Origin of the sequence: Levilactobacillus zymae DSM 19395 (assembly GCF_001434115.1) — a bacterium.
GTDB classification, from domain to species: domain Bacteria; phylum Bacillota; class Bacilli; order Lactobacillales; family Lactobacillaceae; genus Levilactobacillus; species Levilactobacillus zymae.
This window is the reverse complement of record NZ_AZDW01000052.1, coordinates 410-12180: the sequence shown is the minus strand read 5'-3', so window position 1 is coordinate 12180 and position 11771 is coordinate 410. Positions and strand designations below refer to the sequence as shown.

Genomic DNA, 11771 nt, shown 5'->3' with positions numbered 1-11771 from the left:
CATAGGAGCACCCCGTCGGGTAACTTCTATGCCTCTAAGCTTAGTATTTTTAGATTCTGGCGTTAGCCCTGTGGAGGTGGCACATCGACTCGGTCACGCTAATGCTTCGGTGACGCTTAATATCTACTCACACCAAGTTGCTGGCCGAGACGTTGAGAGCGCTGAGAAATTTGCTAAAATTGTTAACCTATGATGGGCTGTGGGACGTCCTGTGGGAGAAAAAATAAATTTTCCCCGTCAAAACGCCCAAAAGACCGTCATTATAGATATTGTGGTCTAGCCAAAGTAAATAACTTATAGTACACTATATCTTGTATTTTTTATAAAAGAGGGGCTATCATGGTGATAATTACAGCAGGAATGATCGGGGTCGGTAAGACGACCCTTACAGGCAAAATTGCCGCACACTTGAACACACAAGCATTTTTCGAACCGGTCGGTGATAACCCAGTGTTACCACTCTACTACCGGAACCCGAAGCAATACGGCTTCTTGCTGCAGATTTACTTTCTCAACAAGCGGTTCAGTATGATCAAACGGGCGTTGGCCGACGATAACAACGTCCTGGACCGCTCAATCTACGAAGATGCCCTCTTCACGCGTGAAAACAACGCCGAAGGGAACATCACGGATACGGAACTGGAAGTCTACTTAAACCTTCTGGACAACATGATGAACGAACTGAACGAACTGCCTAAAAAGGCCCCGGACTTGTTGGTCTACGCGGACGCCGACTTTGACACGATCCTCCACCGGATCAAGAAACGCGGCCGTGATTACGAACAATTCGACAACAATCCCGAATTGGAATCCTACTACAAGAAGATGTGGACGGCCTACAAGGGCTGGTACGACGACTACGACGTGAGTCCTAAGATCAAGATCGACTTACAAAAGTACGACCTGGAAACGCCGGGCAACATCGACATCGTCTTAGGTCAAATCGACGATGCGTTGAAGGACATCCGCGTGAACGCGTAACTTTTAAGGAACAACGACTCCCCTTGAGGCGGTCGTTGTTTTTTTGCTATCAGAAATGAAAAAAGCCACCGATCACCGGTGGCTTTTTGTCGTTTAGTTCTGATTCGTTTCGGAAGGTAATAAGATAATCTGACTGTCCCCGTCGTCGTAAGCCAGAACCGTTTCCGGCAGGTTCGAACTGTAGGCGTAGTCGGTATCAAAGGCGGCCCCGAAGGTCTGCTGGGCTTGCTCGTCCGTTTGCACGTACTCAAAGGTCGTGTGCCCTTGATGGTTGTGGAGTTTAAACGTGAGTAAGTTATCCAGCGGAAACAGCCCTTGCAGGTCCTGGTCGATGATCTTCCAAACCACATCAATCATCTCACCCGGCAGAACGGCCACGGTCCCGTAGCTGGCATACCGTGCGTGATTACTTTCAAACATTTGATCGCCTCCACTCATGAACTCTCTGACCTTAAAGTCCATTATAGCGTAACTTTTCTTAAAACGGGACTAATTACCCCCGTTTTCCGGTCAGCCGTTGCGTCCCCTTCCGATCTAAAAAGTTGACCATAAAGGAAATCACAATCAAAATTACGGCCGCGATGAAAATCACGTGTAGGCCCTGATACAGGATGCCGTGCAGCGTTGGCAACAAGTTGCTCGGTAAGCCCTTCGCCGTCTGCGGGTTGATCAGCTGGTTCATCATGGCCAGGCTGGTTCCCTTGTGCGTCGCCACGCCGCGGGCCATGGCCAGGTTCATGATGATACCGAAGACGGAGATCATGACGGTCTGCCCTAGTGTCCGCGAGAGGGTGTTAAACGAGGTGGCGACCCCGACATCTTCCACCGGCACCTGACTCTGAACGGTCACGGTCGTGGTGGTAATGGTAATCCCAAACCCGGTCCCACAGATGGCCGCAATCACGAAGAAGCACCAGAACGGCGTAGTCATCGGTACGAACGCCATTAGTAGGCCCCCCACCAGAATGAAACTCAAACTGATGTTAACGATTTGATACGGCGTATGGTTGAGCATCAAGCGCCCGGCAATAAACGACCCGACGATCCACATCAACGAGCTGGGCGTGATGGCGAACCCGGCCTGGGAGGCCATTAAGCCTAATAGCCCCTGCGTCCAGGTCGGCAGGTAGACTTCAAAGCCCATCAAGAACCCACTGACCAGAGCGGCAATCAGGTTTTGGATCACGAAGGTCCGATTCTTAAACAGGGTCAACGGAATCAACGGGTCGGCCGTCCGCTTTTCCTGGCGCAAGAACAACCAGAACGCGAGTACCGTGACCACGAGACCGACCACGACCCAGGTCAGACTGAGTTGCCCGTTTCCCAGAAGTTGGAACGTCAACATCAACGCTAACAGGCCCACGGACAACCAGAGGCTCCCGCCCCAATCCATGGTGAACGGCTTGCGTTCAAAATTGTCGTCTAAGAAGGCCCAAATCAAAAGCACCGTGATGATTCCAATCGGAATATTAATGAAAAAAATCCAGTGCCAACTCAACTGGTCGACGATAAAGCCCCCCAGTAGCGGCGCGACCACGGCGGCAATCCCCCAGGCCGACCCGTTCAGGCCCATGACCCGGGCCCGTTGTTCGACCGGATAGATATCCGCCAGGATGGTGAAGGAGACCGGCATGATGGCCCCGGCCCCAATTCCCTGCAAGGCACGCCAGGCAATCAACGTTTCCATGCTGTGCGATAGCCCGGATAGCGTCGACCCCACGATAAAGATGATCAATCCGGCTAAGAAGACCGACTTACGGCCGACCGTATCGGCCAGTTTACCGTAAATCGGCGTGGCTAGCGCGTTGGTCAGTAAGAAAATTGAAAAGACCCAGTTCATCAGGGCGACCCCGTGCAGGTCCCCGACGATGGTCGGCATGGCTGTGGACACGATGGTCCCTTCGATGGCCGACATGAAGGTCGCCACGAAGACGGCCCCCGTTACGACGCCAACGTTAGTGTGTTGCTTACTCATCATTCAAAAAAATCCTCCTACCGTTGGCCCGCCACAACGTTTTTCAGTAGTCAAAAATACCTACCGCCCAAGTTTGATTCAAACTGCCTTTAATTATCCGGGGTTCCGTTTCAAAATACAAGCCCTTTGCTTGATAATTTCGACCGTTAGCACCAAAAATGGCTCACGACCAAGTACGTCGTGAACCATTTTTGTCAAGCTTCCGTCCCAAACGCCGTGAGGAGCTTAGCGGTATACAGGGCGGCCTGCTGGTAATCGGCGACCCGCACGTTCTCGTTGGGCGCGTGGGGGCCGGACCCCGCCCAGGTGCTGCCCACCGCCACGATGGGCGCCTGAACGGCGTCAAAGAACGGGGCTTGTGGCCCGGTACCGGCCATGTTTGGCACCAACCGCACCTGGTCACCGTAGACCTCGTGGGCCGTTTGGACGGCGGTCTGCACGAACGGGGCGGTCAGGTCGGACCGAAACGGCGCTTCCCCCAGTAAGTAGGTCACCTGAACGTCAGCGAACCCGTTACGACCGAGTTGGTCGCGAATCAACTGGGCCTGATGTTGCGGGTCCTGTCCCGGTACCAGGCGGCAATCGACCTTCGCCGTAGCGGTCTTGGGAATCACGGTCTTGACCCCGGCACCTTCGTAGCCGCTCGACAGGCCGTTAATGGTCATGGTGGTCCCGTTGACTAACTCGGCGACCGGATCGGTGGTGATCAACGGGCGTTTGAAGCCGAAGTGTTGTTTGATGACGTCGGCATTGAGGGTCATCGCGGCCACGGCCTGGCGTTCGGTCGCCGTGAGCGGACGAATGTCATCGTAGAAGCCGGCGACCTTGACCCGGTTATCGGCGGTCCGTAATGACGCCAGCGCCTGGGTCAACCGCCAGGCCGCATTATCGGCGTAGGCGGCTAACGAGGAATGGAGGTCCTTATCCGCCGTGGTCACGCTGAGCTCCAGGCACAAGATGCCCTTGGCCCCGCAGGTCACCTGGAAATTCTCGTCGGCGTCCTTGCCGCCGGTCTCCCAGACAATGGCGTCTGCGGCAAGGTCACGAGCGTGTTGCTGGGTCATCGCGGGAATGTGACGACTGCCGATCTCCTCTTCGCCCTCGACCACGAACTTGAGGTTGCAAGGCAGCCCCCCACTGGCCTGCAGGGCTTTGACGGCGGAGAGCCGTAACATCAACTCCCCCTTGTCATCGGAAATGCCCCGGGCGTAGTAGTGTCCCGCCCGTTCGGTCAACGTGAAGGGCTCGGTCTGCCATTCGTCAAGGGGTTCGGGCGGCTGAACGTCGTAGTGGTTATAGAAGAGTAACGTCCGGTCGGCATTCCCGTGAGGGCCCGCCGCGAAGGTGGCGAAGACGAACGGATTACTCCCCGTCACGTCGCGCCAGACCTGAACCTGCGCCCCTAACGCCTCAAACTCACGGGTGAGAAAATCGACGGTCTCTTTGATCCCCCGATTTTGTGCGGAAACGGTTTGTAACTTGAGGTACGCGGCTAAGCGGTCGCGGTCGGCCGTCAAAGCGGCGGTCACGGCAGTCGTTAAATCTGACATGCAATCATCCTTTCAAAAATTAGTTATTTCCAGTAAGCGTAACGGTATTGTGCGGCGACGCTAAACGTCGAGTAGTGGATCCCGCCGACCTTCTTGCTGACCAGGTTGACCTGGGCTTGTTGGTAGACCGGATTGAAGATGCCCACCTGCATCGCCCGTTGGTTAGCTTGTTTCAACAGGCTCATGCGTTTCTTGGTATTGGTCTCCGTGGTCGCGGCCGTCATCAGCTGGTTGTACTTGGTGTCGTTGTAGTTGGCGAAATTAATGGAGTTGCCCTTCATGAAGAGGTTCAAATCCGTGGTCGGGTCCGGTTCATCCCCGGTCCAGCCAAACATCGACACGTCGAAGTTTTGTTTGAACATCTTGTTGATCTGCTGTTGTAGGGGCATCGACGAGATGTTGACAGTCAGTCCCGGCATGTCCTTCTCCCACTGACTTTGGATGTATTCGGCAACGTTCTTGGTCCCGTCGGAATCGTTGGTCAACAGGGTGATGGTCTGCTTCCCACCGCCCAATTCCTTCTTGGCCTGTGCCCATAACTTCTTGGCCTGCGCGTCGTTATGCCGGGTGTAGTTCCCGGTGCTAACGGCGAAGTCCTTGCCGTTGTTCGGGTCCTTGGTGACGCCCTTAGCGACCAGGTTCAAGAGTGGCTGGGAGCCGTCCTGGTTGACCTTCTTGGTCAGTTGCGCACGGTCCAGCGCGTAGTTGGCGGCCTTACGGAACTTAGCGTTGGCGCTGACCTTGTTCTTGGGATTGAAGTACTGTAACGTTACGGCCGTGGTCAACGTCTTACGCATCTGCCCTTTCAACTGCGCGTTGTTGGCGACCCCGGCAATCGTGGTCCCACTGATCTGGGTCTCCTGGACCTTACCGGCGGCAAAGAGTTTTTCGGCGGTCGATGGGTCCTTGGTAACCTGCACGTTGATTTGCTTTAACCGCACGCTCTTCGCCGCGTAGTATTTTTTATTCTTAACGTATTCCCAGGTGGTCTTGGTCCCGTTCCACTTCTTCAACACGTAGGGGCCGTTCGCGGCGACCCGTGAGGCGTTGGTGCCGTATGTCGAGCCGTATTTCTTGACCAACTTCTGGTTGACCGGCAAGTATTCGGTCGCCGCTTCGTAGTTGAACGACGGGTTGGCCTGACTCAGCTTGATCTGGAGTTTATACTTCCCCAGCGCCTTAACGCCTAATGCCGACGGTTGTTTCTTCCCGGTCTGAACGGCGTTGTAGTTCACAAACGTCGCAAAGCGATTGGCGTATTGGGCCTTGGTGGCCGGATCGACCTGCCGTCTAAAGGAGGTCACGAAGTCCTGCGCCGTGACGGCATCGCCGTTGCTCCACTTCGCGTTATGCCGCAAGGTCAACGTGTAGGTCTTGCCGTGGTTCGTGGGTTTGACGACCTTCGTGGCCATCCCCGCCACAACCCGCCCGCTGTTGTTTAAGCGGTACAGGCCCTCGGTGGTCTGCCGCATCATGTAAAACGAATAGGCGTCGGTGGCCTTGTTGGGGTCGGCCGTCTGTAATTCGGACGGCATGGTGACGTTTAACGGCTTACTTTGTTCCTTTTTGGGCGCCGCAGTCTTCCCACAACCGGCTAAACCGCTAATCACGACCGCCACCCCCATTAGTCCCAGTACAAATCGTTTGCTCATCGACAATCCCTCCTAATCTTCGCGTCAAATTCCGGTCAACGCCAAAAAGCGCCCCTAGTAAAGTTCTGACTTTACTAAGGACGCTTCCGCGCGGTACCACCTTAATTGCGACCCACTAGGGGCCACCCCTCTTCGCGTACGGCCATTGGCGATACGCTAGCCCGATAATGGGGGCCACCAGCGCGGTTACTATCAGTTCACCGCGTGACTCCGAAGTGATTTTCACGCCTTGATCTGGCTCCCCTCACACCAAACGGGAGTCGCTGATCCAGGTCAGAGGCGTTACTATCTTCGTCAACGTTAACCTTATGTTTGCGATTGATGTGTCTTAGATTAAATCTTGATGAGAAAAATGTCAAGATAATTTTCATGGTTTTTTAATTTTACGAAAACCCGTTTGTAACTAAAAAACGCGCCAGCCCCCGCCCAAATTGGTGGTGGCTAACACGTTTCGTTTTAACTTAATTGGTTATTTCAAGGCGTCCTTTAAGGCGTCGACCTTGTCGAGGTGTTCCCACGGCAAGTCGATGTCGGTCCGGCCAAAGTGACCGTAAGCCGCCGTTTGCTTGTAAATCGGCCGCTTTAAGTCGAGCATTTGAATAATTCCGGCTGGGCGCAGATCAAAAATTTGGCGCACGGCAGCGGCTAACTTGCTTTCCGCCACTTTCCCCGTGCCAAAGGTGTCGATGGACACGGAAACGGGTTCCGCGACCCCGATGGCGTAGGCGATTTGGACTTCACACTTTTGAGCAAGGTCCGCCGCCACAATGTTCTTGGCGATGTACCGGGCAGCGTAACTGGCCGACCGGTCGACCTTGGTCGCGTCCTTCCCGGAGAAGGCTCCGCCACCGTGCCGAGCAGCCCCACCGTAGGTATCCACGATGATCTTCCGACCCGTCAATCCGGCATCCCCTTGAGGACCCCCGATGACGAAACGACCGGTTGGGTTGATGAAGTACTTGGTCTTATCGTCTAACAATTCGGCCGGAATCGTGGCCTTGACCACTTGATTAATCACGTCCTGGCGAATCTGATCCAACGTCACGTCCGGATCGTGTTGGGTACTCAAGACCACCGTGTCGACGCGTAACGGCTTGTCGTTGTCGTCGTATTCCACCGTGACTTCGGCCTTCGCATCCGGCCGCAGGTAAGGAATCGTCCCATCCTTACGCAGCTTAGCGATTCGACGCATCAACGCGTGACTCAACGTGATGGGCAGTGGCATGTATTCGGGCGTTTCGTTGACCGCGTAGCCGAACATTAGCCCCTGGTCACCGGCCCCAATCTTATCCAGCGGATCGCCGTCGCCTTCCCGCGTTTCCAAAGAGTCGTCGACCCCCTGGGCAATGTCGGGTGATTGTTCGTCGATGGCGACTAAGACGGCACAGTTGTCACCGTCAAAGCCGTATTGGCCGTCGGTGTACCCAATTTCCTTGATGGTCTGCCGTACGACCTTTTGGATGTCAACGTAGGCCTTGGTCGAGATTTCACCGAAGACTAACACTAAGCCCGTGGTCACGGACGTTTCGCAGGCGACCCGTGAATCTGGGTCTTGGGCTAACAACGCATCCAGGATGGCGTCACTGATTTGGTCGGCAATCTTGTCTGGATGACCTTCAGAAACGGATTCTGAAGTAAATAAATGTCTTTCTTGCAATTGAATATTCCCCCTAGATATGGTGGACGTCAGAGTTGACCGATAATCTCAACGTCGTTCGGTTACAAGGCAGCTTCACGTCAAAGCGTGAATCCTATCGGGAATTGACTCATAACTTAAGAAGTTTACCATAAATTTCGTAAACTGACAAAGATGGTTCCGGTAAAATTGGCACCAGCCGTTGACCCCGTCGGTCACAACCACTATGATGATAGATAACTTTAACTTTGTTGAATGGAGCGATTCCATGGCCTATCTCACGGCTTTTCTTAAGAATCGGACGGTACAACAATTGGTTCTGTTTACCGCCTGTCAAAATTTAATTTGGTGGCTGGTGGGGTCCACCGCTTCTACGGGAACTCCCCTAGCTTGGACCGTTAAACTAGCCCTAGTTGGTTACGGCGGATTGGTGGCGGCCGGCTACTTTCTGATTCTCCGCCACCACTTCCAATCGACCATTGGCCCCATCCTCGTGGTGGCTGCGGCCACCCTGGGGCTACTAGCCGCCCCCAGTGAACACCTGATCCAGCTCTTTGCCATTCTCCTGTGTGTGTTTCTGGTACTGACCTACGTTCCCCAATTGGGGTTACAGTCGGTCTATGGCCTGATCGTGTTTAGCTGTTTAGCGGCCTGCGGGGTCCCCGTCATCTTGTTTCTGTTGCGTAACCACTATTTATCCAGCCAATTTTTAGTGACCCTGCTGCCCATCGCCGCAAGTTATTTGGCCCTCTTTGAAAACTATTACCTCCTGACGGACCGCGATTGGCGCTTGACGCTGATCACGCCGGCCATCTTCGCCGTCGTAACGTTAAGCCTGAGATTCTCGGGAACCAGCGTTGTGGCCGTTCTCCTGGTCGCCGGTCACTGGTGGCTCCAACGGCACCTGAAGTGGCACTATCAATTGGTGCTTACCGGTATCGTCCAGTTACTGGTGGTTTATCTGATTCTCAAATAGGGTTAAGTCCCTCACCTGACGGACCAACCCTTACGAGATTTTAAAGTTTCGCTAAGCTCAGGGATAACTCCGGATACCGTTCACGAAAATATGCTAGAATGAGGCATCATTTCGTAATGGAGGAACTCTTACATGCCTGAAATCAAGGTGGTGGGTGATATTCGCAGTGGCAAGTATCAACCTACCCTGACTGGCAACGCCATCGTCGACGCCGCTTTGATCGACCACTTCTGCCAACAACTGGCCACCGCGCTACAGTTACCTGGTCAACGCATCCAAGCCGAGCACCATTGGAACCTCACCGTTGACGCGCAGACTATCTACATTATCGACAGTCGCATCTGGCGGGCCAGTGCCACGCCAGGCGACCATCAAAACGTCATTCCGGTATCCGGCAGTGACCTGCAACGGGGCCGTATTACCACGGCTTACCGGCGGTTACTACACCTCTTGCCCCACTACTCAACCACCAATCACTAACGCGACCAACCTGACTTGCTTGTTCGGGCTGATCGCGTTTTTTGGCGTTTAGGTGTAATCGTTGATGGTCAAAAAGCCCTGCTGTAACCAGACTGTATGGGGTGTCAGTAACTGTTGTAAGGCCATTAAGCCATCGACCCACGCGGTTGCTTGACCCTGACACCAGATTTGATTCTTCTCCCAGTAGAGATGGTGTCCTTCGACCGCATACGTCCGTTGGATCTTGCAGCCCAGTCGCTGATAGTTCAACGTTTCAACGATGGTTCCCCGTCCCATCTGACGATAATCAATTTGACTAAGGTGTTGGGCGGGATAGGCGCGCCGGCGATGTGACCCGTATTCGATAAACGTTAATTGATAAGTCAGGTCCACCTGCCCCTTTAAGAAGTGTCCCACCGTTTCTAAAAAGTTCCGGCGAAAATGAATTAACCCGGTGACATCATGGAAAAATAGCCGTTGTTGTTGGTAAGGCGCCAGCGGACCTAGAACGTCCTCTAGTTGTTGGACCACGCGGCGTTGGATGGTGTTTACCATAAAGAAGCGTTCCAAAAGTTGGCGTTGTGGTTCCGTTAACGGTTGGGGGGTGCCCAATGACTTGGGGCGCTGATCATCTTGTTGACTCATCGTCCTCTTCCTTTCAGTGGTAACCCTTGGTGGTTATCCACTTAGCACTATACCACAGGGCATTCACTAGTAACACTAACGATTATTAATTTAAAGTTTGGACTAATTGTGCAGCTTACCGCAAACTGAATTGTCAGTTTTGTGAAATATTCAGGTTTCGGCACACTTGTTGCATAAACAATCAAATTCACGTAAATTTACCGTTTCGGCTTAAACAGAAATTTTATGAAAATTCTTTGGTACATTTTTACAAAGGTTTGAAACTTGTTCTCCGTTACTAATACCGGTATATTAGGGTTAGTTAAGTTAAAGGAGGAACCACTATGGCAGTTGATATTTTAGTTACCACGACCGAGCACCTTCCTGGACAAGATTACGAGGTATTGGGTGAAGTCTTCGGTTTGACCACCCAGTCTAAAAACGTGATTCGCAACCTAGGCGCGTCCTTGAAGAACGTTGTCGGGGGCGAAATCAAGGATTACACCAAGATGTTGGATGAAGCCCGCAACATCGCTGTTGATCGGCTGAAACAAAACGCCGCCGACATGGGCGCCGATGCCGTCGTCATGATGCGCTTTGACTCCGGCTCAATTGGCACGGATATGCAATCCGTTGCCGCTTACGGGACCGCTGTTAAATACCGTTAAGCGTCATTAAAAAGCCGCTAACCGGGTCGCGTTTAGGCACCAGTTAGCGGTTTTTTAGGACCCGAATGCTGTCTTTCTACTGTCTTAGCAACGAGCTTCCCGCACCTAAACTGATTTCAGAAACACGTCTTGGAGGTAGCGGTTCATCGGCAAAATCCCCCTCATCTCCTGAGATTCCAAAATCAAGGTTGATCGTTGGGCCCGATTGGAAAGATGAGGCCATCTTCTTTGATACTAATCTGGAGGTACTCGAATTGAAATTATATGAGTCTAAAAACCATCACGTCATCATCAGCGTCACCCGTCCCACTTTAAAGGAGGCCCTTGCAGGGGCTACAGGTTGGGCAATTATCGTTGCCTTAGGTTATTGGTGGCTCCGACGAGTGACCCATCAGAATCGCGATTCAATGCCCATCAGTTCAACACAAAAATAAACTGCTGCTCCACCCCTTAATAAAATTCTACACAAAAAAAGAACAGGAACGCTGTTATACCAACGTTCTTGTTCTTTTTAAAGTGGCTTATGTTTCCTAGTTATACCGGAGGTGGGGTTCGAACCCACACGTCCTCAACGGACACTGGATTTTGAGTCCAGCGCGTCTGCCAGTTCCGCCACTCCGGCAAAAAATATTTGATTGGATACACCCAAGTCAAAGGTGGTAATCGGATTCGAACCGACGATGAAGGTTTTGCAGACCTCTGCCTTACCACTTGGCTATACCACCATAATCGTCTATCCAATCTGACTGGACCAACAATCCTAAGATAATGCCCCAATCATAGGGCGGTATGTGGGAATCGAACCCACGCGTGCCGGAACCACAATCCGGTGTGTTAACCCCTTCACCAATACCGCCATAACATTACAACAGGGATAGTAGGAATTGAACCCACACCGACGGTTTTGGAGACCGTAGTTCTACCTTTAAACTATATCCCTATGATGGAGGGGAGTGGATTCGAACCACCGAACCCGAAGGAGCGGATTTACAGTCCGCCGCGTTTAGCCAGACTTCGCTACCCCTCCATAAATGGCGCGGGACGGAATCGAACCGCCGACACATGGAGCTTCAATCCATTGCTCTACCGACTGAGCTACCGAGCCATTTCTCACCATTCATGTAATGTTGTTGTGTTAAATTAATAATAACATAACAACGGTCCGTACGAGACTCGAACTCGTGATCTCCTCCGTGACAGGGAGGCGTCCTAAACCAACTAGACCAACGGACCATAATAAAGTTATGTTA

General features: G+C 52.8%; 10 protein-coding genes, 7 tRNA genes, 1 riboswitch and 1 other annotated feature. Of the genes, 4 read left to right on the top strand and 13 right to left on the bottom strand.

Translation table 11 applies throughout. The features are described from left to right. The first annotated feature begins 339 nt into the window (after positions 1-339). Positions 340-981 (top strand): deoxynucleoside kinase, encoded by a 642-nt coding sequence (locus FD38_RS11680; RefSeq protein ID WP_057734421.1) that lies wholly within the window; start codon positions 340-342, stop codon positions 979-981. A 93-nt stretch (positions 982-1074) separates the two neighbouring features. On the opposite strand, the gene FD38_RS11675 is transcribed toward FD38_RS11680, so the two are convergent. The 5 genes from FD38_RS11675 to metK all read right to left on the bottom strand — a co-directional run bounded on the left by FD38_RS11675 (position 1075) and on the right by metK (position 7815). Further along, positions 1075-1401, bottom strand: a complete 327-nt coding sequence (locus FD38_RS11675) for a DUF960 domain-containing protein (RefSeq protein WP_057734418.1) — start codon at positions 1399-1401, stop codon at positions 1075-1077. A gap of 73 nt (positions 1402-1474) precedes the next feature. Continuing rightward, the gene (locus FD38_RS11670; protein WP_057734424.1) at positions 1475-2956 is read right to left on the bottom strand and encodes an MDR family MFS transporter; all 1482 of its coding nucleotides are present in this window, start codon (positions 2954-2956) and stop codon (positions 1475-1477) included. A gap of 194 nt (positions 2957-3150) precedes the next feature. Continuing rightward, a complete protein-coding gene (locus FD38_RS11665; protein WP_083485356.1) occupies positions 3151-4506 on the bottom strand; it encodes a M20/M25/M40 family metallo-hydrolase in 1356 nt (451 codons plus the stop codon). A gap of 23 nt (positions 4507-4529) precedes the next feature. Beyond that, complete coding sequence (locus tag FD38_RS11660; protein ID WP_057734416.1) at positions 4530-6158, bottom strand: peptide ABC transporter substrate-binding protein; 1629 nt, start codon at positions 6156-6158, stop codon at positions 4530-4532. Between the two features lie 73 nt (positions 6159-6231). Further along, positions 6232-6465 (bottom strand) — a binding site (T-box leader). A 162-nt stretch (positions 6466-6627) separates the two neighbouring features. After that, complete coding sequence (gene metK, locus FD38_RS11655; protein ID WP_057734414.1) at positions 6628-7815, bottom strand: methionine adenosyltransferase; 1188 nt, start codon at positions 7813-7815, stop codon at positions 6628-6630. Next, positions 7814-7935: riboswitch (SMK box riboswitch) on the bottom strand. Its footprint overlaps the gene before it by 2 nt. A 127-nt stretch (positions 7936-8062) precedes the next feature. Here metK and FD38_RS11650 point away from each other — a divergent pair. After that, positions 8063-8770 carry a hypothetical protein gene (locus FD38_RS11650; RefSeq protein WP_057734412.1) on the top strand — a complete coding sequence of 236 codons (708 nt, stop codon included), beginning with the start codon at positions 8063-8065 and terminating at the stop codon, positions 8768-8770. 132 nt (positions 8771-8902) lie between these two features. Beyond that, positions 8903-9250: a hypothetical protein gene (locus tag FD38_RS11645; RefSeq protein ID WP_057734410.1), complete on the top strand. Its 348-nt coding sequence runs from the start codon at positions 8903-8905 to the stop codon at positions 9248-9250. Between the two features lie 48 nt (positions 9251-9298). Here the strand turns inward: FD38_RS11645 and FD38_RS11640 are convergent, their stop codons facing one another. Beyond that, positions 9299-9874: a hypothetical protein gene (locus FD38_RS11640; protein WP_057734408.1), complete on the bottom strand. Its 576-nt coding sequence runs from the start codon at positions 9872-9874 to the stop codon at positions 9299-9301. 323 nt (positions 9875-10197) lie between these two features. On the opposite strand from FD38_RS11640, the gene FD38_RS11635 reads away from it, so the two are divergent. Next, positions 10198-10521, top strand: a complete 324-nt coding sequence (locus FD38_RS11635; RefSeq protein ID WP_057734406.1) for a heavy metal-binding domain-containing protein — start codon at positions 10198-10200, stop codon at positions 10519-10521. A 537-nt stretch (positions 10522-11058) separates the two neighbouring features. Here FD38_RS11635 and FD38_RS11630 read toward each other — a convergent pair. The 7 genes from FD38_RS11630 to FD38_RS11600 form a co-directional block, all read right to left on the bottom strand. Further along, positions 11059-11143, bottom strand: a tRNA-Leu gene (locus FD38_RS11630). Between the two features lie 32 nt (positions 11144-11175). After that, positions 11176-11246 (bottom strand) — tRNA-Cys (locus FD38_RS11625). A 58-nt stretch (positions 11247-11304) separates the two neighbouring features. Then, positions 11305-11377 (bottom strand) — tRNA-His (locus FD38_RS11620). Between the two features lie 13 nt (positions 11378-11390). After that, positions 11391-11461 (bottom strand) — tRNA-Trp (locus tag FD38_RS11615). A gap of 4 nt (positions 11462-11465) precedes the next feature. Further along, a tRNA-Tyr gene (locus tag FD38_RS11610) sits at positions 11466-11548 on the bottom strand. 5 nt (positions 11549-11553) lie between these two features. Beyond that, positions 11554-11626, bottom strand: a tRNA-Phe gene (locus FD38_RS11605). Between the two features lie 53 nt (positions 11627-11679). After that, a tRNA-Asp gene (locus FD38_RS11600) sits at positions 11680-11754 on the bottom strand. Between the last annotated feature and the right edge of the window lie 17 nt (positions 11755-11771).